The organism is Massilia agri, assembly GCF_024753255.1.
Taxonomy (GTDB): Bacteria; Pseudomonadota; Gammaproteobacteria; order Burkholderiales; family Burkholderiaceae_D; genus Telluria; species Telluria agri.
Genome location: NZ_JANUHA010000010.1, coordinates 1 through 22,627, shown reverse-complemented (window position 1 = coordinate 22,627; position 22,627 = coordinate 1). Strand labels below are relative to the sequence as shown.

The following is a 22,627-nucleotide window of genomic DNA, read 5'->3' as shown; positions in this document are numbered from 1 at the left end:
TTCGTGAAAATCCCTGCACGCGCGTTGCGCTGGTTCGCCATTGCATGGAGCTAGAAACAAAAACCGTAGCACGCTAAGTGATAATTATTATTTAGCACTATATTTTCATTATTTTTTTCGGCTTTAAAATCTTGGCTTGTTTCTTCAGTTCCTTTTCGAGCTGGATTTTCTGCAAAATTATATCTATCTCATCTTCGGTGAAAATCTTCTCCACGGAGTTATGTTTTAATCTCTCAATTTTCAAAAAATCACTATTAACATATTTGTTCACCATTGCTTGTGAAACGCCTAATTTTTCTGCAATTTCCTGTTGGTTCAACCTAGTATTTACAAAATACTGAATTATTTTAACTACCTTTATTTTGTATTTGGCACCTTTAGCAAGCCCCCCTTTTCTACCGAGTTCTGCCATTAATTCACTGTGTTCTTGTTGATTCATATTTCTCCTTATGATAAATAATAATTATCATTTAGCAGATATATTTATGAAGTCAACTGCTGGGACATTAATTTGCAAGCAAATTAACGCCCAATAAAAAAAGCTCCCGAAGGAGCTTAATTTAACTAAAAATATATTTAGAATTTTGTTGGCATAATGCCCGCTAACATTTCCAGCTTAAATATTGACCTATGCAAAATTGCCTCAAGGTTTTCGATTGTAATTTTTTTCGTATAAATTTTGATGTTAATGTCGTCAATTTCATGCCCCATGAATTGACAACGAGCTTCATAAGCAACCTGATTCTCAAGCAGAAAATCGTTGACGAATTTTCGCAATGAATGAAACACCAATTTATTGCCTTTGACTTTTACCTCTTCCAAATGGCGTTTGAATTTCTTACCGACAGCATTTCCTGAACCTTTACCTAATCGCAGATTATATTTAAAGATTTTATCTTCTTTATCTGCAATAAAATCAGCAAAGCCACTTACGATCAAATTGCTAGAAATTGGAATACTCCGCTCACCTGCATGCGTTTTACTGTCAATAATTTTGATGTAGTTTACGCCAGTTTCACTAATTTTTATTTGTTCTTTTGTGAGTGAAGTAATTTCAGAAATACGACAGCCAGTTAACAACGCCAACACTAAAACCCAATAATAATCGGGATCATCAGTGCGAGATTTTTCCATAAATTCCGACTGATAAATTTGCTTAATTTCAGCAACTTCAAAAATCCCGTAGCCTGATTGAGTTTTATTTTTCCCTGATTGCAGGGTTCTTTCTTTTGCTGGGTTTTCTGTTTTCATATATCCCTGCTTTATTGCAAAATTGAATACTGTTCGAAGAACCGAAATTTTATTATCAATAGTTCTTGTTGTGTTCTTCTTGTTGGCTAAAAATTCCTGATATTTAGTAACATCAAACACACTGATATTTGACACACAAGGATTACGAAGAAAATTAGAAAATTCTGTTGTCGTCTTTGTATAAGATTGATGAGTCGCTTGCGACAGATGAGACTTCAGCAGGAAAAATTTGTCTAAAACTTCAAGCAGAGTTAAACCTGAATTTCTCTTAGGACGAATTGATTCTTGCTGTGATTCGAACTCAGAAACACCTTGCCTGATGGTTTTAATGCTGTTTAAAGCATCCAACAACATCTGATGGTCCTCAGGACCGTCAGCACGCAAAATACCCCTAGAAAGGTCAATTTCATAGTTTTTATGCATGCTGAGGTCGAAATCCTCAGGCTTGACAGTTTTGGACAAAATAAGCTCCATGATCCGCACAGCGCGAATAATGGCAATTATTTTATCACTTGTCTGAAGAGAACGCTTAAATTGCCTACCGGCAACACGCGTATGAAGGTAGAAAGATTTACCACGAAGGTAGACAGGAAGATTTAGCATCTTTGATTAGTTACCAAAAATGCTACCAACTCTTTTGATTAAAACCTTTAAGTCGTTGATTTTAAAGGCTTTTTTTGTCTTGGCGGAGAGAGGGGGATTCGAACCCCCGATAGGCTATTAACCTATACACGCTTTCCAGGCGTGCGACTTAAACCACTCATCCATCTCTCCTGATGGGGTCTCGTGTGTCCACGAAGCCGCCTATTATAGCAAGTATTCTCTTCTGTACAAGACCGTTCTCGCAAGCGTCATGCCGCCGCCTCAGTCCAGCGCCTCCGCCAGGGGCGCAGCACCTGCCGTACCGGGTTCGCTTGCGTGCCGACTTCATCCTCCCCGACCAACCCGCGCCGCTTCAGATGGCGCAGCGCCACCTGCACCGCTGACTTCGACAGCCCGGTCTTCACCGCGATCGTCTGCAGGCTGGCCGGCACCTGGTCTCGCCCCAAAGCCTGCGCGCTATGCAGCAGGTAAAGGTAGACGACGAAGGCAGCCGGACGGCGGTCGTGGCCGACCAGGTCGGGCATCAGGACCTCGAACACATAGGCGTCGAGCGAAGACTGGCGGGTAGTCATGGAAACTATAGTATTAAAAAGCACGCGGAAGGCGAGTCTGCCACGATAATGGCGGGCATGACAACCACGGCATGAGCCATCCATGATCACCCAACTGAAATTCGTCAGCATCCCGGTCTCGGACCAGGACCGCGCCCTCGCCTTCTACACCGAAAAACTCGGCTTCGACATCTCCACCGACCAGCCGATGGGCCCGGGCAAGCGCTGGATCGAGCTGCGCATCGCCAGCGCCGGCACGCGCGTGGTGCTGTTCACGCCGGACGGCCAGGAAGACCGCATCGGCAGCTTTTTCAATGGCTCCTTCGCCTGCGACAACGTCGAAGCGACCTACCGCCAGCTGAGCCAGCGCGGCGTCGAATTCATCGAGCCGCCGACTGTGCAGCCCTGGGGCTCGTTCGCGACGTTCCGCGACCCGGATGGGAATACCTTCGTGCTGTCTTCTTCCTGAGCTACGCGTCCTGCATAAAATTGCCGCCCCAAGCGCGGCAATGTCGCTTTTGCCCACCAAATGCGCCGTTTTCCTCAAGCAGCGCCGGCAAGGCAGTGATATCGTTGCCCGAATTTAACTCTTCGGTATCGATACGCTGTGAAACGCAAAGCCCTGTATTACGTCGTCTTCACTGTCGCGGCGGCCGGCGCCGCTGCCGGCAGCTGGATCGTCAGCCTCAAGTCCCCTTCTTCCGCCCCCGCCGCTACCGTGCCTGCCAGCCAGGCGATGGATGTCAGCGCCATCTCGGCCGACATGAAGACCATGCTGGCCTCCTACCGCAAGATCATCGTACTGACACAGGACGAAGCGAGCTTGACCAGCGACGAACGGGCCCAGGCCAACCGCGTCGGCCAGCAGCTCTTCCACGAGAACCAGGAACGCATCGACAAGGTCGACGCCGCCCTCGCCCAGCTCCTCACCTCGAACAATCCCGCGCGCTTCGATGCGCTCGGTACCCTGATCGATTACGTCGAATCCGGCGAAGGCCTCTACGATGCCGACCGCCTGGCCTTCCGCGAGCTGATGCAGTCGCTGCTGGCGCAGGTTGCCAAGGATTCCTCGCTGCCGGCGATCAAGCTGCACAAACGTATTTCGGAAGACCTCGACGCGCTGGCGGAGATCGAACGGAACTACGAGAAGGAAATCCGCGCGGTGTTCGGCCGATTCGAATCGCGCTCGATCCAGCTCAAGCGCGAGAAGTGGGACAGCTACGTCGCCTACCTGAAAACCCTGTACAAGCGCGAAGCCATCCTGAAGGACTACGGCGTCATCGCCCCCTACCCGGCCAGGCCGGAAGCGCCCGCGCCATCCGGACCGTCGCAGGCAGGCACGGAGGACGGCGAGATCTTCGGCAAGGCCCTGCCGAAGAAGACCGTGGTGCTGACTTTTGACGACGGCCCGCACCGCCGCTACAGCGAAGAAATCGCGGCCATCCTCAAGCAGTACAACGCGCCGGCGATCTTCTTCAGCGTCGGCCGCAACATCGGTTCGCTCGACGCCCAGGGCAAGGCCAAGCTGAACGGCGGCGCGGACGTGATGCGCCGACTGAAGCAGTCAGGCTATGTGCTGGCCAACCACAGCTTCTCGCACGCCCAACTGTCGAAACAGACCGGGGCCAACCTGAAGGCCGAGATCCTGAATACCGACGCCCTGCTCAAGGCGGTCGATCCGCAGCGTTCGCAACTGTTCCGCTTCCCCTACGGCGCGCGCAACAAGGAAGGCATGCAAATGCTGGAAGATGCGCACCTGCGCTCGGTGATGTGGAATATCGATTCGCTCGACTGGGCCGACCCGGTGCCCTCCTCCATCGCGGACCGCGTGCTGCGTACCGTCGATAAAGAGGGTCGCGGCATCATCCTGTTCCACGACATCCACGAGCGCACCGTCAAGGCACTCCCTAGCATCCTCGACCGCCTGGTGGCCGAGGGTTACCAGTTCGCCGGCTGGGATGGCGAATCGTTCAAGGTCTCCGGCGCCAACGCGCCGGCGCCGGTACAGCGCTCGGCGGCGACGGGCTACGCCAATTCCTGGGCCATCGTGGTCGGCATCGACAAGTACCAGAAATGGCCTCAGCTGCAATATGCCGTGCGAGACGCCGAAGGTGTTGGACAGATGCTGGTGCAGAAATTCGGCTTCGCACCCGACCGCGTGATCACGCTCAAGAACGAGGCCGCGACCCGCAACGGCATCCTGTCCGCCTTCCACGACCGCCTGGCACACGGCAATCTACAGCCGAACGACCGCATCTTCGTCTTCTTCGCCGGCCATGGCGCCACCCGCAAACTGAGCTCGGGGCGTGACCTCGGCTACATCGTGCCGGTCGATGCGGACCCGAACAACCTGGCGACGGACGCCATTCCGATGACCGAAATCCAGAACATCGCGGAAAGCCTGCCGGCCAAGCACGCGCTGTTCGTCATGGACGCCTGCTACAGCGGCCTGGGCCTCACGCGCGGCGCGGCGAATGCCTCCTTCCTGCGCGACAACGCAAAACGCCTGGGCCGCCAGATGCTGACGGCGGGCGGCAGCGACCAGCTGGTGTCGGACGGCGGGCCGAACGGTCATTCCGTCTTCACCTGGACGCTGCTGCAGGGCCTGGGCGGCAAGGCCGACCTGAACGGCGACAGCCTGATCACCGGCACGGAACTGGCGGCCTATGTGGCCCCGGCGGTGTCGAGCGTGTCGCAGCAGACGCCTGCTTTCGGCAGCCTGCCGGGATCGGAAGGTGGCGAGTTCGTGTTCGAACTGCCGGAAGAAAGCGAGTTCCTGAATACGTCCACCGCGCAGCTGTCGAACGATGCGATCGCCCTGAATACCAAGCTCGATGCCCAGGCCTCGGCGCCGGCCGCGGCGGTGGTCGTGAAAGACCTGCAGGGCGGCGAGACCAAGCTGGTGGCGCCGGCGGCGGTGCCCGTGTCCGCCCGCCAGAAGGCGCAGCGGGCAAATGACCAGGGGCTGCTGCTCTACAAGGAGAAGCAGTATGCGCAGGCGGAGGCGCAGTTCACCGAGGCGCTCAAGCTGCGGCCCGATTTTGCGCTGGCGGCCAACAACCTGGGCTTCGTGTTCTATAAGCAGGAGAAGTTCACCGAGGCGGCGCGCTGGTTCGAGAATGCGATCCGGATGGATCCCTCACGGGCGATCGCCTACATGAACCTCGGGGACGCGTATGCCCGGGCAGGCCAGGGCGACAAGGCCAAGGGGGCGTACAAGACGTATCTGGAGCTTGCGCCGAAAAGTCCAACTGCGGGATATGCGCGGCAACAGATGGAGAAGCTGTAGTCTCACATCTGTCCCGACTCATACACCGGCAGGCGGCGCTGTTCCTCTTCGCTGAACATGCGGCTGCGTAGCGCGCTCACCGCTGCGTCGCTCAAGCCCTTGCGCTGGGCGAGATAGGCCCCGACCCGCTGCCGCCAGGCGGCTTCTTCCCGGTCTACCTCGGCCAGCCGGCCGGCGGCATCCGCGCCGAAGGCCTCGGCACGCATGCGGAAGATTTCTTCTTCCGCCGCCCCTGCCGCGCGCATCCGCTCGGCCTCTTGCTGCAAGCGCGCGATCCTCAACGGGGCCTCACGCTCCTCGCGCAGCCCGGCCGGCAGGCTGGCGTCCAGCACGGCCAGGCGTTCCTCCCTTTGCTGGGCCGTCAGCGATTGGTCTTCGCGGATTCGCATGCGCGCAAGGGCATCGGCGTTCGCGGCGTCTTCCTGCCCGAAGATCGCGGCGATCTCGGCTTTGGTGAAGAACTGCGCGCGCACCCGAGCCAGCGCATCCAGCCGGCGCACAAGCGAGGCCGCGTCCGGCCCCGCGAGGCCCGGCCCCGCTTCCAATGTGGCCAGCGCCCGCTTGTAGGCCAGGTAGCGCGCCAACGCGCGCTTGGCCGCGTCGGCTGCGGCCGGCCTCAGGGTACGGTCCAGTTCGCGCTCGACCTGGGCCTGCACCTCGCTTGGCGACCTCTCCCCGACCGTGCTCAGGTAATACTCGAACAGGGCGATCAGCTGCGCATCGACGACGATGCCGTCGTCGGGCGCAACGCGGATCGCACCGTCCGGCCGGGTGCCCTCCAGCGAGGGCGCGAACGCCCTGGCGGGCGGCGCCACGGCGACCGCGCTTGGCGCCGCGCTGGGTTCGCCTTGTCCGAAGGCGGCCATCCACAGCACCGCCGCGACCGCGGCCGTGAATGCCGCGCCGCCGATGAACGTGGCGCGCAGGCTCACAGGCCCATCTCGCGCAGGCGGTTGGCGTGCTGGCGGTAGACCGTGAGCGGATTGGTTTCGAACAGGTTGACCAGGCCCGCCACCTGGTTGATTTCATCGAAGTGGTTCATGCCGTAGTCGTCGCGGATCACGCGCCCGAGACGGCTGGAGCAGCTTCCCACCAGCCCGTCGTTCTTTTCGCCGCCGAAGGCCAGCGACGCCAGCTTCAAGGGACCGTCGACCGGATCGATCAGGTTGGTCAGCGACCGTGCGCCGCTCCAGGAGAAATAGTAGACGCCGTTGACCTGGTAATCACCCTCCCCGCAAGCGGTGCGCGGCACGCCCTGGGGATGCGCGGCATTGAATTTGGCGGCACCCACAGTGGTCATCGAATCCAGCGCCGCTGCCGACATCTGGGCATTGCGGTCGCCGGACAGGAAGGCGATGGTCTTGGCGATGCCGTCGACGATCGAGACCAGCAGCGTCTCGGAATACGATCCCGGCGCGGCCACACCGCGCATGATGTCGGCCGTCGGCACGCCTTTGTTGGCGCCGCCGACGCTGGTCACGGACGCCACCAGCCCCGGCGCCACCGAGGCCACGTAGCGCGCGGTCGGCGCGCCATGGCTATGGCCGATCAGATTGACCTTCTTGGCGCCCGTTGCCGCCATGACCTGCTTGACGTAAGTAAGCAGTTGCTCGCCCCGCACTTCGGTACTGTTGGCAGCCGAGACCTGGGCCACGTAGACCTGGGCACCGTCGCGCCGCAAGGCGCCGGGAATGCCGAACCAGTATTCATAGGGACCGATGGAATTCCAGCCAAGCATGCCGTGCACGAGGATGATCGGATACTTGGTCTGGGTATATCCGGCGGCGGCTGCGGATGCCGGGACGAGGGACAAGGCGAGCAACAGCATACCTGCCCATCTGGCGAAGGTCTTCTTCATATGTCTCCTGTGTGATCGAATGTATTGTGTGTCCGTACGGCTGAGTTAGCGCGCGCGAAAATTATAAATTCAACAAGAAAACATCGCCGCACGACATGCGGTCGCTTGCCGTAACAGCCGATTGTCCCAATAATCCATGCATGGCAATTAAAAAAAATACACCATGGAAATGAAACGCATCAATGCCGGGAAACTGCGCGCCATCGGCTACGATTCGAAGGAGCGCATCCTGCGGGTGGAGTTCGACGACGGCACTGCCATCGACTACGCCGGCGTCGGCAGCGACCTATGGAAGCGCTTTTCGACTTCTGGCGCCGCCTGGAGTTTTTACCGCGACAATATCGAAGAGGAGTTCGCGGGCAAGCGCGGGCGCGCGGCGGTCGCCAGCCAGCGCGCGGAGCTGGACGCGCTGTTCGGCGCCGGCCCTGCGCCGAAGAAACCGAATCCACTCGACGATCTGTTCAAGCAGCCCGGCGAAGAATAAAAAATGCCGCGCCGTTTGCACGGCGCGGCATTTGTAGGGTGGGCCTGGGCGGCCCCGCGAGTCCTCCGCCCACGCGTTCAAGAAGAAAGTGCGTCGCCACAGGGCATCCGTGAGTTGAACGCGTGGGCGAGGGATCGCCCACCCTACGATTTCCCGGCAACTCTTATTTGACCGGCATTGGCTTACTGGAGCAATCAGGCAGACTCTTTGAGCTGCTCCAGGATCGCCGGATTCTCCAGGGTCGACACGTCCTGGGTGATGTTCTCGCCCTTGGCCAGCACGCGCAGCAGGCGGCGCATGATCTTGCCGGAGCGGGTCTTCGGCAGGTTGTCGCCGAAGCGGATTTCCTTCGGCTTGGCGATCGGGCCGATTTCCTTCGCCACCCAGTTGCGCAGCTCGGTCGCCAGCTTCTTCGCATCCTCGCCGCTCGGACGCGCCTGCTTCAGCACCACGAAGGCGCAGATCGCCTCGCCGGTGGTGTCGTCCGGCTTGCCGACCACCGCCGCTTCCGCGACCATCGGGTGCGCCACCAGGGCCGATTCGATTTCCATCGTGCCCATGCGGTGACCCGACACGTTCAGCACGTCGTCGATGCGGCCGGTGATGGTGAAGTAGCCGGTGTCCTTGTTGCGCACGGCGCCGTCGCCGGCCAGGTAGTATTTGCCACCCAGTTCGTCCGGGAAGTAGCTGGTACGGAAGCGGTCCGGATTGTTCCAGATGGTACGGATCATCGACGGCCACGGACGTTTCACCACCAGGATGCCGCCCTGCCCGTTCGGCACGTCGTTGCCGGACTCGTCCACGATCGCGGTCATGATGCCCGGCAGCGGCAAGGTGCAGGAGCCCGGCACCAGCGGGGTCGCGCCCGGCAGCGGAGTGATCATGTGGCCGCCGGTCTCGGTCTGCCAGAAGGTGTCGACGATCGGGCAGCGCTCCTGGCCGACGTTCTTGTAGTACCACATCCAGGCTTCCGGATTGATCGGCTCGCCGACCGAACCCAGCAGGCGCAGGCTCGACAGATCGAAGTTCTTCGGATGCACTTTCTCGTCCACGTCAGACGCCTTGATCAGCGAACGGATCGCAGTCGGCGCGGTGTAGAAGATCGAGACCTTGTGCTTGGCGATGGTTTCCCAGAAGCGGCCGGCGTGCGGGAAGGTCGGCACGCCTTCGAACACCACTTGCGTGGCGCCGACGGCGGTCGGGCCGTAGGCGATGTAGGTGTGGCCCGTGACCCAGCCGATGTCGGCGGTGCACCAGTAGATGTCTTCCGGCTTGATGTCGAAGGTCCATTTCATCGTCAACGCGGCCCACAGCAGGAAGCCGCCGGTCGAGTGCTGGACGCCCTTCGGGGTGCCGGTCGAGCCCGAGGTGTAGAGGATGAACAGCGGGTGCTCGGCGTCGACCCACTCCGGTTCGCATTCGGTCGGCTGGTTGTCGATCAGGTCGCTGAGCCAGATGTCGCGGCCTTCCTTGAAGGCGATGTCGCCGCCGGTGCGCTTGTAGACGATGACGTCGCGGATGGTGTCGCAGCCGCCCAGCGCCAGCGCCTCGTCGACGATGGCTTTCAGTGGCAGCGACTTGCCGCCGCGGCGCTGTTCGTCGGCCGTGATGACGGCCACGGCGCCGGCGTCGATGATGCGTTCCTGCAGCGATTTCGCCGAGAAGCCGCCGAACACCACCGAGTGGGTGGCGCCGATGCGGGCGCAGGCCTGCATGGCGGCGACGCCTTCGATCGACATCGACATGTAGATGATGACGCGGTCGCCCTTCTTGATGCCGCGCGATTTCAGTCCGTTGGCGAACTGGCAGACGCGGGCATGCAGCTCGCGGTAGGTGGCCTTGGTAACGGTGCCATCGTCCGCCTCGAAGATGATGGCGGTTTTATCCGCGTTGCCGTTCGTGAGGTTGCGGTCGAGGCTGTTGTACGACGCGTTCAGCTGGCCGTCGGCGAACCATTTGTAGAACGGTGCGTTCGATTCGTCGAGGGTGGTGGTGAAGGGCTTGTGCCAATCGATGTGTTCACGCGCCAGGCGTGCCCAGAAACCCTCGTAGTCGCTCGCTGCTTCAGCGCACAATTTTTCGTAGGCTTCCATGCCGGAGATCGCGGCCTTGCCGGCGAATTCGGCCGGCGGTGGGAACACGCGGTTTTCCTGCAGCGTGAATTCTTGATTGCTCTCGTTCTCGGCCATACTAGTCTCCATAGTAGTAAGTTTTACTTTTACCGGACACCTTAGGGGCGCTCGCTTACTGAGCCCTTACATGGCTTTTTTCATACGCCCGCTGGTCGAATAGCATTCTACCAACCTTGCTGCAAAGCGGCGAAGAACCGGCAAAGGACGGGCGGACGGGTGTAGAATGCTCGGCTGTAATTTATCCAGCATCCAGGAGCCCGCATCTCGATGGCGCAGTTAATTCCCCCGAACGAAGCAAAGAAACTCAGCCCCCTGAACAACCTGATCTTCGCCAGCCGCTGGCTGCAGCTGCCGCTTTATCTCGGCCTGATCCTGGCGCAGTGCGTTTACGTGTTCCATTTCTGGGTCGAGCTGAAGGACCTGATCGGTGCGGCCATGGGCAATGCCGCCTCGCTGCAGCACATCCTGGACGTCGTGACGGTTCCTGGCGCCGTGCGTCCGACCAAGCTGACCGAAACGACCATCATGCTGGTGGTGCTGGGCCTGATCGACGTGGTCATGATCTCGAACCTCTTGATCATGGTCATCGTGGGCGGCTACGAAACCTTCGTCTCGCGCATGCACCTCGAAGGACACCCGGACCAGCCCGAATGGCTGTCGCATGTGAATGCTTCCGTACTCAAGACGAAACTGGCGATGGCGATCATCGGCATCTCGTCGATCCACCTGCTGAAGACCTTCATCAATGCGGCGAACTACAAGCCGGAAACCATGATGTGGCAAACCATCATCCACCTGGCTTTCCTGCTGTCGGCCATGGCCATCGCCTATACCGACCGCATCGTCATGACCACGCATTCGAAACACTAATCCCTCCTGATCGAGAACTTTATGGCAACCGTTATCACCCAGAGCGACCTCATCGAATCGGTCGCGGCAGCCCTCCAGTACATCAGCTACTACCACCCGGCCGACTATATCCAGCACCTGGCGCGCGCGTATGAGACCGAGCAAAGTGCGGCGGCGAAGGACGCCATCGCGCAGATCCTGACCAACTCGCGCATGTGCGCCGAGGGCAAGCGCCCGATCTGCCAGGACACCGGCATCGTCAACGTGTTCCTCAAGATCGGCATGAACGTGCGCTTCGAAGGCTTCACCGGTTCGGTCACCGACGCCGTCAATGAAGGCGTGCGCCGCGCCTACGGCTTCGCCGACAACAAGCTGCGCGCCTCGATCGTGGCCGACCCGCACTTCGAGCGCAAGAACACCAAGGACAACACCCCGGCCGTGGTCCACATGGAACTGGTCGAAGGCGACACCGTCGACGTGAAACTGGCTGCCAAGGGCGGCGGCTCGGAGAACAAGACCAAGTTCGTCATGCTGAACCCGTCCGACTCGCTGGTGGACTGGGTCATCAAGACCGTGCCCCTGATGGGCGCGGGCTGGTGCCCGCCGGGCATGCTCGGCATCGGCATCGGCGGCACCGCCGAGAAGGCGATGCTGATGGCGAAAGAGTCGCTGATGGAAGACATCGACATGTACGAGCTGAAGCAGCGCGGCCCGCAGAACAAGCTGGAAGAACTGCGTATCGAACTGTGCGACAAGATCAACGCGCTGGGCATCGGCGCCCAGGGCCTGGGCGGTCTCACCACCGTGCTGGACGTGAAGATCAATATGTACCCGACCCACGCGGCCTCGAAGCCCGTGGCGATGATCCCGAACTGCGCCGCCACCCGCCACGCCCACTTCGTGCTGGATGGCTCCGGCCCGGCCTACATCGAACCGCCGGCGCTCTCCACCTGGCCGGAAGTGCACTGGACCCCGGACACCGAGAAGTCCAAGCGCGTCGACCTGAACACCCTCACCAAAGAGGAAGTCGCTTCGTGGAAGCCGGGCCAGACCCTGCTCCTGAACGGCAAGATGCTGACCGGCCGGGATGCCGCGCACAAGCGCATCCAGGACATGCTGGCCAAGGGTACGCCGCTGCCGGTGGACTTCACCAACCGCGTGATCTACTACGTCGGCCCGGTCGACCCGGTGGGCGATGAGGTCGTCGGCCCGGCAGGTCCGACCACCGCGACCCGCATGGACAAGTTCACCGACATGATGCTGGAGAAGACCGGCCTGATCTCGATGATCGGCAAGGCCGAGCGCGGCCCGGCGGCGATCGAATCGATCCAGAAGCACAAGTCGGCCTACCTGATGGCGGTCGGCGGCTCGGCCTACCTGGTCTCGAAGGCGATCAAGTCGGCCAAGGTGGTCGGTTTCGAAGACCTGGGCATGGAAGCGATCTACGAGTTCGACGTGACCGACATGCCGGTCACCGTCGCCGTCGACGCCACCGGCACCTCGGTGCACAACACCGGTCCGAAGGAATGGTCGGCGAAGATCGAGTCGCTGAAGGGCATTCCAGTCACCGCAGGCTAACGTAGGGTGGACGGCTTTGCCGTCCGCGCGTCCAACTCCCCTGAGCGCCGCCATCATGGCTTTTCCAACCCGTCACAACGACGCCCCCATCGGCATTTTTGACTCGGGCGTCGGCGGGCTCTCGGTCCTGCGCCACATCCAGGCGCAGCTGCCGCATGAGCATCTCCTGTACTTCGCCGACACCGCCTTCGCCCCCTACGGCGGCAAGCCAGAGAACGTCCTCATCGAGCGCGTGCTGGGCATCGGCGCCTTCCTGGTGTCACGCGGCGCCAAGGCGCTGGTCGTAGCCTGCAACACCGCCACCATCGCCGCCGTGCGCATCCTGCGCGAACACTATCCCGACATGCCGATCGTCGGCGTCGAGCCGGGACTGAAGCCAGGCGCTGCCGCGACCCGCAACGGCCTGGTGGGCGTGCTGGCCACCGAGCGCACCCTCGCCGGCGAAAAATTCCTGCTGCTGCGCGACCAGATCGTCGCTGCGACCGGCGCCCGCTTCCTGCTCCAGCCCTGCGTGGGCCTGGCCGACCAGATCGAATTCGGCGAACCGGGCGCGCCTGCGCTCGACGCCATGCTGGAACGCTACATCGCGCCACTGCTGGCGCAAGGCGCGGACACCCTGGTGCTCGGCTGCACCCATTATCCCCTGGTCCAGGCCTCGATCGAAGCTGTGGTGCGGCGCCATACGGATGTGGAGGTGGCGCTGATCGACACCGGCGACGCCGTCGCCCGCCAGCTGGCGCGGCTGCTGGACGCCTCGAAGCTGCTGCGCGGAGCGGGCGGCCAGCCGTCCGGCCTTAGCGGCTTCACCACTGCGAGCGGAGAAGCGCTGCGGGCATCCTTCAATACCCTGCTGGGTCAGGACCCGTCCGTGCACGAGGTCGAAATCAGCCTTCCGCAGCCCGGCTCGACCGCACAACACATTTAGATTTGCCAGTTCGCTTAGACCTTTGTATAATCTTGTTCTGTCTCGGAAACAGCGAGACAAAGAAGCAAGTCAGTGGTGGCTGTAGCTCAGTTGGTAGAGTCCAGGATTGTGATTCCTGTTGTCGTGGGTTCGAGTCCCATCAGCCACCCCAAGAATTCAGCATCAGCCCAGTTTCGCGACTGGGCTTTTTGCTTTATCAGCCAACCCGGGTTCTGGACCCGCGGACTAGAATGCTCACCGCTTGGTGACGACCACGAGGCTCCCGTAGTGCTCCTCAAGCCGAACAAGTCTTCGGCCATATTCCTTGCATAGTTGTCGCAGCGCCCTGCTGCGATGTGTTGGCGCCGTCGATGAATGCCTGCATTCGGGCCAGTCGGCTGGCGCTCATGAGTCGAATAGGAGGATGCATGAATACGCGTGGATACCTGCGGGTTGAACAGGAGCACATCACCGGCCACTTGGTGGTGGCCAATCTGGCGGTCGAAGATTTCGACCTGGTCGAGAGCGGCTCCGGTGTATTGTTCTACAAGCATTTCGGAGAAGAGTACGACATCGAGTTGTCGATCGCGCTGGATGGCTATCGCATCGCCCACCATGAATGTCGCGTGCTCAGGAAGGACCTGGAGCAGCCTGGCTACCGGGCGATTCGCATCACGGGAGGCCGCCTGTGGCTTGAGTGAAACCAGTCGCCGCCTTCCGCAACAACATGCCCGCCTTGCGGGCATGTATCGAACAAGCCGATACAAGCCCCCCCCCTTCCAAAGCAAGAGGCCTGACATATTCGCCAGCCCGACTTGCGCATCTGTGGCGAAATGGCAACGTTTCCAAAGCGACGCGTTGTCGCCCCTCGGACACCCTGTGTCATCTCCACGCCGGCACCCGCTCCCAGAGTGAAAAATGCTTGCAAAAACGTTTTCTCACAAAGGTCATAGACCTCAGCGGAAAGATCATAGTTTTTACAGTCAAGGAGGCACACAAAAAACTTAGTTAAGCGTTTTCCTAATTTTGTTGACTTCGCTAGTTGATGTGATTACGATTTATGCAAGCAGAAGAACAAACAGGAGACATCAATGACGCGAAACAACGCGCGCACCCTGCTTGCAGGCATCGCCCTGCTCGCCGCAGCACCTGCATTTGCCCAGCCCGCCAACGAATCGACCGCCGCCCTGGTCAAGCGCGGCATCGACGCCGCCGCCAAGCAGTACGCGACCTTGCTCCCCAAGGTGCAATCGAAGGAAGGCTTCCCCCGCACCGTCGAGAATGGTGAAGTCAAACTGGTCGGCGTGCGCGACTGGACCTCCGGCTTCTTCCCCGGCTCCCTGTGGTACCTGTTCGAAGCGACCGGCGACAAGAAGTGGCGCGCCGCCGCCCAGGACTACACGGCCCGCATGGCCCCCGCCAAGTTCGACAAGACCCAGCACGACCTCGGCTTCATGCTCGGCGCCAGCTACGGCAACGGCTACCGCCTCACCAAGAACCCGAACTACCGCGACGCCCTGCTGGCCGGCGCCACCACGCTGGTCACCCGCTACAACCCCAAGGTCGGCAGCATCCAGTCCTGGGACCTGTGGAAGAACAGCACCTGGGCCTTCCCCGTCATCATCGACAACATGATGAACCTGGAGCTCCTGACCTGGTCGGCCCGCGAAGCCAAGGAACCGTACTACCGCGACGTCGCCCTCACCCACGCCGACACCACGATCAAGAACCACTTCCGTCCCGACGGTTCGAGCGTGCACCTGGTCGACTACGATCCGCAAACCGGCGCCATCCGCGGCAAGGTCACGGTGCAGGGCAACGCGGATTCGTCGAGCTGGGCGCGCGGCCAGGCCTGGGCCCTGTACGGCTACACCATGATGTATCGCGAGACGAAAAAGCCCGAATACCTGCAGCAGGCGCATAAAATCGCGGCCTTCTTCATGAACCACCCGCGCCTCCCTCAAGACAAGGTCCCGTACTGGGACTTCGACGACGCCGCCATTCCCAACGCCCCGCGCGACAGCTCGGCCGCCGCCATCACCGCCTCCGCCTTGCTGGAACTCGCCGGTTTCTCCGACAAGGCCACTGCCCAAAAGTACCGCGACTTCGCCACTGCCCAGCTGCGCAGCCTCGCCTCCCCGGCCTACCTTGCAGCGACGGGCGAGAACGGCGGCTTCCTGCTCAAGCACGCGACCGGACACAAACCGGCCGGCAAGGAAATCGACGTGCCGCTCAACTACGCCGACTACTACTTTCTCGAAGCATTGCTGCGCCTGAAGGCCGCCAGCGCAACACATTGACGCATCCGGAGCACCGGGATCGATCGCAACAGGGATCGCCACCCGGGCCTGGCACCTTTTCTTGAATTAAGGAGACAACGTTGGACAAGAACAGAAACGATTACTTCGCGGTGAAACCGGTTGCAGCGGTCGTCGCCATCGCCGTCGCACAATGGGCCGTCCCGGTCTACGCGCAGGAGGCGCAGGAGGCGCAGCCGAACCCGAACCAGCTGCAGTCGGTGGTCGTCACCGCCAACAAGCGCGTCGAGAAGCTGGAGAGCGTGCCGATGGCGATCTCGGTCCTCTCGGAAGAGGAACTGCAGCGCAATAACGTGCGCGAAATCGAGGACGTCATCGCCCTCACCCCGTCTCTGACGCAGGCCTCGGGCACCACGGCCGCCAACAACGCGCTGTTCATGCGCGGCATCGGCACCGTCTCAGTGGGTATCGGCGTGGAGTCGGACGTCTCGGTGATCCTGGACGACATTCCGATCGCGGTGCAGTTCCAGGCCTTCCGCGACCTGGCCGACGTGGCCCGCGTCGAAGTGCTGAAAGGCCCGCAGAGCACCCTGTTCGGCAAGTCGGCGGTGGCCGGCGCGATCAATATCGTGACCAAGCCGATCAGCGGCCCGGTCACCTACCGCGGCAGTGCCTACTACACCAACGACCACGAATGGCGCCTGGCCGCCTCGATGGGCGGACGCTTCACCGATACCTTCGCCATGCGCATCGCCGCGAACAAGAGCGACATGCCGGGCAACTTCACCAACCTCACCGACGGCAAGAAGGTGAACGGATCTTCCGGCAAGACCCTGATGGCGAAGTTCAGCTGGACCCCGATCCGGAACCTCGACATCGACTTCATGCCGCAGTATAACGAGCAGGAAAACACGCGCGGCGTGACGGCGGTGAACGGCTTCTACCGCACCACCGGCTCGCGCGAAGCGGGCAACCTGACCCGCATTCCGGTCGATATCAACAACGCCTACATGAACGGCAACCGGCTGCTGCCGGCCAGCCAGGTCCTGGCAGGGATCGATCCGACCAATCCGCGCAACCGCTACGTACGGCGCGACTTCCCGACCGGGATCAGCTCGCGCACCACGGGAACCGGCCTGAAGTTCTCGTACACGTTGCCGAACGACGCGACCCTGATGTCGATCACCTCGTACCAGCGCTACAAGGCAAACGACTCGCGCGACCAGGACTTCACCGACGTGCCCACCCTCACCCGCCCGGGCGAAACCGTGCCCACGGTCGGCAACAACCAGTTCGGCACCTACGACATCCGCTCGAAGACCCAGGAGATCCGCCTGGTCTCGCCGGATGCGGGCACGCTGCGCTACGTGGCCGGCCTCTGGTGGGCGCGCAACGAGATCGAGCGCCACTTCATCCGCGGCTTCTGCGTCGCGCCGACCAGGTGCGCGGCCAACTCGCCGTCCAGCCCGACCAACTATTACACCGACATCTACAACGTCAACAAGGCCGTGTTCGGCCAGGCCAGCTGGGACTTCGCTCCCACCTGGACCCTGGTCGCCGGCCTGCGCCGCAACCTCGAGGAATCGGGCTTCAACTACGAGCGCAACTTCTACACCGACCAGCTGGACCGCGCGAGCTTCGTGCCGGGTCCGGTGGGCGTGGACGTGTTCTCCAGCAGCGGCAACGAAGACTGGGCCACCACCGGCAAGCTGAGCATCCAGAAGCAGCTCAACAAGGACTGGATGGTGTACGCCATGACCGCCACCGGCCACAAGGGCAAGGCCTATGACGTGACCAGTGGCCTGAAGGCGTCGGCCGCCTTCCCGGTCGATCCGGAAACCAGCCGCACCTACGAGCTGGGCGCCAAGGCCAACCTGTTCAACAACCGCATGTCGCTGGCCGCGGTCGTCTACAAGACCGACTTCAAGCACTACCAGCAGAACACCTCCTTCGTGCTGCCGGACGATCCGACCATCTATACCCAGCTGAATTCGATTCCGGAAATCGGCACCAAGGGGGTCGAGATCGACGCCAACATGCTGCTCGCGACCGGCTGGTCGGTGAACGCCGCGTTCGCCTACACCCGCCCCACCATCAACGACTGGAAGGGCGGCCCCTGCTACCGCGACAACACCAACCCGGCGCTGCCAGGCAGCACCCTGGGTGAAGGCGGTTCGCTGGGCGGCTGGAACCGCGCCTGCTTCCCGATCCGTCCCGGCTCGACCACCGGCATCCAGGACCTGACGGGCGGCATCTTCCCGGGCACGCCGAAGATCAAGGTCAATATCGGCAGCAACTACGACCTTCGCTTCGACAGCCTGCCGTTCCGGGCCTTCATCAACGGCAACGTGCGCTACCAGAGCGACTACCAGACCAACATCAACAACGATCCGCGCTCGGTCAACGACAGCTACACGATCGCCGACCTGGGCTTCGGCCTGCGCGAGAACAAGGACCGCTGGCGCCTGAGCTTCCAGGTGAAGAACCTGTTCGACAAGTTCTACATCCCGAACGCGAATGCGAGCGGCCCGAGCTTCCGGGAAGGACCGACCTCGACCTCGCCGAGCATCACGGTGGACAGCTGGGTGCCGCCGCGCGACGTGTTCCGCTACTTCAGCGTGAAGCTGGATGTGAAGTTCTAAGCGGTGATCCGGGACGGTGGCGACACCGTCCCGCCAAAATGAAAACGCGGCGCCCCATGAAAATGGGCGCCGCGTTTTTGCAGGGTGGGCGGGAGCCGCCCACCATACGAGATCAGTCCTTGTAAATCGGGCCTGCCAGGACAAAAGGACCGCCCTGGTAGGTCGCGGTGACATCCTCCTTGCCCGGCCATTCCCCACTCTGCGGGAAACGCTCCGCGAATTCGCGCGAGCTGCGCTGGGGCACGTAGCCCAGGTGGGCCGCCAGGCGGTTGTCCCACCACTTCGTCTTGTTGTCCGAGACGCCGAAGGTGATGGTGTGGCCGACGCGCGGCGTGAACAGGGCGCAGCGCACCAGTTCGACCAGGTCGTCGTAGGCGAGGAAGGTGGTCATCATGCGCGCATTGCGCGGCTCGTCGAAAGAAGAGCCGATGCGCAGGCAGACGGTCTCGATGCCGAAGCGGTCGTAGTAGTAGCGCGACAGGGCTTCGCCGAAGCACTTCGAGACGCCGTAGATACAGTCCGGACGCAAGGGAGCGCCGGCGTCGATCACCTGCGTGGTCGGGTAGAAGCCGACCACGTGGCTGGAGCTGGCGTAGATCACGCGCTTGATCCCCTGCTTGTGCACCGCTTCGTACAAATGGTGCAGGCCGACGATGTTGGCCTGGACGATCTTGTCGACCTGTTCCTCGACCGAGACGCCGCCGAAGTGCAGCACGGCGTCCACGCCCTCGAGCAGGGACAGCACGGCCTCGCGGTCGGCCAGGTCGCACTGCATGACTTCCTCGTTGGGGCCAGCCGGGGCGATCACCTTCACGTCGCTGAGGCGAACGATGTCGGCCCAGGGTTTGATGCGCTCGCGCAGCACGGTGCCGAGGCCGCCGCCCGCCCCGGTCAGCAACAGGCGGTGGAAGGGCTTGCGCAGTGTCTCTTCAGTCATGGGGTCTCCAGTGGTGTAATAGGTAAGTTAAACGTTTAACTCAAGTATAGCGGAACGGCACCGGGCGTCAATGGCGGCCAAGGCGCCCGGAAAGTGGCTGGACCGCTTTGCACCTAGGGAAAATGCCCGTTTAGCATGGCCGCAGCATGATAAGATGCCGGGTCAAATAACGATTACCCGCCCAATGAAAAGCTCCGCCCCGACCATCCGCGACGTCGCCGCAGCCGCCCAGGTGTCCACCGCCACGGTGTCCAAGTACATCAACGGTGCGCAGCGCTTTTCGCCCAAGGTCGAGGCGGCGCTGGATGCGGCCATCGCCAGCCTGGGCTACAAGTCCAATCCGCTCGCGAAGTCCATGATCACGGGGCGCACCAACACCATCGGCCTGTCGGTGCTCGACGTGACCAACCCGCACTTCTCCAGCATCCTGAAAGGCGCCAACCGCGTCGCCCACGACCACGAGTATTCGGTGGTGCTGGTCGATACCGAGGAGACCCCGAGCCGCGAGCGCCGCACGCTGGAAGACCTGAGCCGGCGCGTGGACGGACTGATCGTGTCCTCGCGCCTGCGCGAGCACGAGATGGGCTGGATGGCCGAGATCGACAAGCCGCTGGTGTTCTTCGGTTCGCTGAACGAACTGCCCTTGCCCACCGTGGCCAGCGACGACCACGGCGGCGCCTTCATGCTGGCCCAGCACCTGCGCATGCTCGGGCACCAGCGCATCGCCTACCTCGGCTTTTCCAAGTCGCGCCGCGACGAGGAGCGCCTGGGCGGCATCCGCGAGTGCCTCGACGCTGCCGGCCTGCCGCTCGCCGTCTTCGATGCCGAAGGCCCCTCCATGCTTGAAGGCGAGCGCATGTGCTCGAACATCGTGCTGGGCGCCAGCCGCCCCGATGCAGTGATCTGCTACAACGACCTGATGGCGCTCGGCTTCATGAAGGAAGCGGCCAGCCTGGGCCTGTCGATCCCGCGCGACCTGTCGGTGGTCGGCTTCGACAACATCCCCTACGGGAAGTACGTGACGCCGGCACTCACCACGGTCGACCTGCAGAGCGAGCGCATGGGCGCCACCGCCATGAGCAAGCTGCTCTCGGTGATCCGCGGCGAGCAGGTGGACAAGCTCACCAAGGTCGCCCCACAGCTGGTGCTGCGCTCCTCGACCATCGCCCGCCAGCGCTGAACCCGCGCGCATCGCTTTACTTTCCGGAACTGTTCGCCTATATTTAGGAAAACGTTTAACAACACCGGAGACACGATTGATGCGCCATGCCTTGCCCTTCCTGGCGACCGCCTTGCTGGCCGCCCCTGCCATCGTCCACGCCGCGCCCGCGCAAGCCACGCCGCCCTTGCAGAAGAGCGTCGAGCAAGCCTATCCCCAGCTCGACTACCTGTTCCAGAAGCTGGCGAAGGAAAAGGATGGCATCACGATGGACGGCCAGGCCGCCCTCAAGAGCAAAGACAAATTCCTGCCCGGGAAAATCGCCACGGGCCTGGCGGACCTGCTGGTCCACCTGCCGGCGAACGACCCGCGCCTGCCCGGCATGCTGTGCGACTACGCCGACCTGGCCGACCTCACCATCGGCATGGCGAACGACACCTGGGGCATCTACTATTACATCGGCGCCCTGCATCGCCTGAAGCAGGCCGGCCTGCTCGAGCGCGCGGTACGTCCCGCCACGCTGGAGACCCTGCGCAAGCGCCTCGACTGGCGCACCTTCGTGCGGCTGCCGAGTTATGAACTGATCGACCTGCCGACCAACTACTATGGCGTTGCCTTCAGCATCGCGCGCCTGCGCATGCTGATGGGCTGGGAAGACGGCACCTCGGGCGAGGTCCTGCTGGACAAGATGCTCAAGCACTACGCCACCTATTCGGGCGAATACGGCTTCAGCGACGAAACCGATGGCCAGGGACGCTTCGACCGCTACAGCATCCTGCTCGCCGCCGAGATCTGCGAGCGCTTCATCGAGACCGGCCTGGAAGTCACGCCGGAACTGAAAGCCCTGCTGCGCAAGTCGGCCGAAGTGGCCCTGAACAGCGCAACAAGCGATGGCACCGGCTTCACCATGGGCCGCAGCCTGGGCCCGTATGGCGAGACCGCGATGCTGGAGATCCTGTCGACCGCCGCGTATCTCGGCGTGCTCTCGCCCGAGGAAAAGGAATACGCCTACGCCTACTCCGCGCGCATCGCCGAGCGCTACATGCGCTTCTGGTACCAGCCGGGCATGCACTCGGTCGACATGTGGAACGGCGGACGCCGCACCGACACCTACCGCGGCAAACACCGCATCCTGGGCGAGAACTTCTCGCTGCTGCACCAGCTGATCGCCACCAACGAGATGTGGAACAGGGCCGGCATGAAGGACGTGGCGCCGCGCCAGGACCTGGCCGCCTGGCTCGAACGCACGCGCCCGAAGTTTTCCCTGACGCGCTTCGCGCGCGGCGAACATGACCGGGCGCTGGGCATCTGGCGCGACAAGGGCCATGTGTTCAGCCTGTCGATCATCAACGGCGGCCAGAGCCAGCATGCGAACAGCCCCTATTACCCGCTGCCCTTCGCGCACGATGTCGTGGCGGGCGTGGCCGACAGCGGCTACGCGCATCCGCAGCTGATGCCGAAGTTCACGCTGGCGGACGGCAGCGAGCTGATTGCGACGGCCTGGATGAAGGATATCGAAGCCAAGCCACAGGGCGCCGGCCAGCTGGTGACGTATCACCAGGACGCCCTCACCCGTCTCGGCAAGAACGTGCCGGTGCCTGACGCGCGCATCAAGGTAGAAACGCGCTACAGCCTGCAGCCGGGCGCGATCACGCGCACCGACCGCTACACGCCGGCCTCGCCGCTCGACATCAGGAAGCTGACGCTGGAATTCGGCTCCTTCTCGGGAGGCGCCACCGTGAATGGAAACACGGTGCGTTTCAAGGAGGGCGCGGTGCAGGCCTTCGAGGTTGGCGGGCTGGCGTCGTGCAAGGCGGAGCCGGCGGACGGCAGCCTTGAGTGGCGCGCGCCTTACGGCCAGATGCAGACGGTCGTCAGCTGCGCCAGCGGCGCCTTCAGCATGCGCGAGCCGCTCGTAGTGAGCTGGACCATCCGTTACGGGGACAAGCAGCAGTAAGGCTGACGGGAGCACTCTCCTGCGGGGCTGGACCCGCGTTCAGGCCCGACCGGCAGGAATGCTGCGTCGGGCTTTTTTTGTAGGGTGTTCGGCTTCGCCGAACGCGCGTTCAACCAGCCCAGAGATGGACGATGCGCCTCATTGCATCGTGTAGTTGAACGCGCGCACGGCGAAG

General features: G+C 61.6%; 18 protein-coding genes and 2 tRNA genes. 12 read left to right on the top strand and 8 right to left on the bottom strand.

Annotation, left to right across the window (positions count from 1 at the left end; all coding sequences use genetic code 11):
- Window positions 1-97: 97 nt before the first annotated feature.
- The 4 genes from NX780_RS14880 to NX780_RS14865 all read right to left on the bottom strand — a co-directional run bounded on the left by NX780_RS14880 (window position 98) and on the right by NX780_RS14865 (window position 2,426).
- Window positions 98-439: a winged helix-turn-helix transcriptional regulator gene (locus tag NX780_RS14880; protein WP_258828656.1), complete on the bottom strand. Its 342-nt coding sequence runs from the start codon at window positions 437-439 to the stop codon at window positions 98-100.
- A 137-nt stretch (window positions 440-576) separates the two neighbouring features.
- On the bottom strand, window positions 577-1,854 hold the full coding sequence (locus NX780_RS14875; RefSeq protein ID WP_258828655.1) for a phage integrase: 1,278 nt from the start codon (window positions 1,852-1,854) through the stop codon (window positions 577-579).
- 80 nt (window positions 1,855-1,934) lie between these two features.
- A tRNA-Ser gene (locus NX780_RS14870) sits at window positions 1,935-2,025 on the bottom strand.
- Between the two features lie 77 nt (window positions 2,026-2,102).
- Window positions 2,103-2,426, bottom strand: a complete 324-nt coding sequence (locus NX780_RS14865) for a helix-turn-helix domain-containing protein (RefSeq protein ID WP_258828654.1) — start codon at window positions 2,424-2,426, stop codon at window positions 2,103-2,105.
- Between the two features lie 82 nt (window positions 2,427-2,508).
- On the opposite strand from NX780_RS14865, the gene NX780_RS14860 reads away from it, so the two are divergent.
- Window positions 2,509-2,874, top strand: coding sequence for a VOC family protein (locus NX780_RS14860; protein WP_258828653.1), 366 nt, complete (start codon window positions 2,509-2,511; stop codon window positions 2,872-2,874).
- Window positions 2,875-3,012: 138 nt separating this feature from the next.
- Window positions 3,013-5,694, top strand: coding sequence for a polysaccharide deacetylase family protein (locus tag NX780_RS14855; RefSeq protein WP_258828652.1), 2,682 nt, complete (start codon window positions 3,013-3,015; stop codon window positions 5,692-5,694).
- A 2-nt stretch (window positions 5,695-5,696) separates the two neighbouring features.
- On the opposite strand, the gene NX780_RS14850 is transcribed toward NX780_RS14855, so the two are convergent.
- Window positions 5,697-6,626, bottom strand: coding sequence for a lipase secretion chaperone (locus tag NX780_RS14850; protein ID WP_258828651.1), 930 nt, complete (start codon window positions 6,624-6,626; stop codon window positions 5,697-5,699).
- Window positions 6,623-7,552: an esterase/lipase family protein gene (locus NX780_RS14845; RefSeq protein ID WP_258828650.1), complete on the bottom strand. Its 930-nt coding sequence runs from the start codon at window positions 7,550-7,552 to the stop codon at window positions 6,623-6,625. The genes NX780_RS14850 and NX780_RS14845 overlap by 4 nt, the downstream gene beginning before the upstream one ends.
- A gap of 163 nt (window positions 7,553-7,715) precedes the next feature.
- On the opposite strand from NX780_RS14845, the gene NX780_RS14840 reads away from it, so the two are divergent.
- Window positions 7,716-8,036, top strand: coding sequence for a KTSC domain-containing protein (locus NX780_RS14840; protein ID WP_258828649.1), 321 nt, complete (start codon window positions 7,716-7,718; stop codon window positions 8,034-8,036).
- Window positions 8,037-8,230: 194 nt separating this feature from the next.
- Here the strand turns inward: NX780_RS14840 and acs are convergent, their stop codons facing one another.
- Complete coding sequence (acs, locus tag NX780_RS14835) at window positions 8,231-10,225, bottom strand: acetate--CoA ligase (protein ID WP_258828648.1); 1,995 nt, start codon at window positions 10,223-10,225, stop codon at window positions 8,231-8,233.
- A 210-nt stretch (window positions 10,226-10,435) separates the two neighbouring features.
- On the opposite strand from acs, the gene NX780_RS14830 reads away from it, so the two are divergent.
- The 7 genes from NX780_RS14830 to NX780_RS14800 all read left to right on the top strand — a co-directional run bounded on the left by NX780_RS14830 (window position 10,436) and on the right by NX780_RS14800 (window position 18,399).
- Window positions 10,436-11,038, top strand: coding sequence for a TIGR00645 family protein (locus tag NX780_RS14830; RefSeq protein ID WP_258828647.1), 603 nt, complete (start codon window positions 10,436-10,438; stop codon window positions 11,036-11,038).
- Between the two features lie 21 nt (window positions 11,039-11,059).
- Window positions 11,060-12,595 carry a fumarate hydratase gene (locus NX780_RS14825; protein WP_258828646.1) on the top strand — a complete coding sequence of 512 codons (1,536 nt, stop codon included), beginning with the start codon at window positions 11,060-11,062 and terminating at the stop codon, window positions 12,593-12,595.
- A gap of 55 nt (window positions 12,596-12,650) precedes the next feature.
- Complete coding sequence (gene murI, locus NX780_RS14820; RefSeq protein ID WP_258828645.1) at window positions 12,651-13,520, top strand: glutamate racemase; 870 nt, start codon at window positions 12,651-12,653, stop codon at window positions 13,518-13,520.
- 75 nt (window positions 13,521-13,595) lie between these two features.
- Window positions 13,596-13,671 (top strand) — tRNA-His (locus NX780_RS14815).
- Window positions 13,672-13,927: 256 nt separating this feature from the next.
- Window positions 13,928-14,200, top strand: a complete 273-nt coding sequence (locus NX780_RS14810; RefSeq protein WP_258828644.1) for a hypothetical protein — start codon at window positions 13,928-13,930, stop codon at window positions 14,198-14,200.
- Between the two features lie 390 nt (window positions 14,201-14,590).
- The gene (locus NX780_RS14805) at window positions 14,591-15,799 is read left to right on the top strand and encodes a glycoside hydrolase family 88 protein (RefSeq protein WP_258828643.1); all 1,209 of its coding nucleotides are present in this window, start codon (window positions 14,591-14,593) and stop codon (window positions 15,797-15,799) included.
- An 80-nt stretch (window positions 15,800-15,879) separates the two neighbouring features.
- The gene (locus NX780_RS14800) at window positions 15,880-18,399 is read left to right on the top strand and encodes a TonB-dependent receptor (protein WP_258828642.1); all 2,520 of its coding nucleotides are present in this window, start codon (window positions 15,880-15,882) and stop codon (window positions 18,397-18,399) included.
- Window positions 18,400-18,511: 112 nt separating this feature from the next.
- Here NX780_RS14800 and NX780_RS14795 read toward each other — a convergent pair whose 3' ends face one another.
- Complete coding sequence (locus NX780_RS14795) at window positions 18,512-19,336, bottom strand: NAD-dependent epimerase/dehydratase family protein (protein ID WP_258828641.1); 825 nt, start codon at window positions 19,334-19,336, stop codon at window positions 18,512-18,514.
- Window positions 19,337-19,520: 184 nt separating this feature from the next.
- Here NX780_RS14795 and NX780_RS14790 point away from each other — a divergent pair, with 184 nt between their 5' ends.
- Together NX780_RS14790 and NX780_RS14785 are read left to right on the top strand one after the other, a co-directional pair.
- On the top strand, window positions 19,521-20,516 hold the full coding sequence (locus tag NX780_RS14790) for a LacI family DNA-binding transcriptional regulator (protein WP_258828640.1): 996 nt from the start codon (window positions 19,521-19,523) through the stop codon (window positions 20,514-20,516).
- A 79-nt stretch (window positions 20,517-20,595) separates the two neighbouring features.
- Window positions 20,596-22,452, top strand: a complete 1,857-nt coding sequence (locus tag NX780_RS14785; protein ID WP_258828639.1) for a hypothetical protein — start codon at window positions 20,596-20,598, stop codon at window positions 22,450-22,452.
- Window positions 22,453-22,627: the final 175 nt, after the last annotated feature.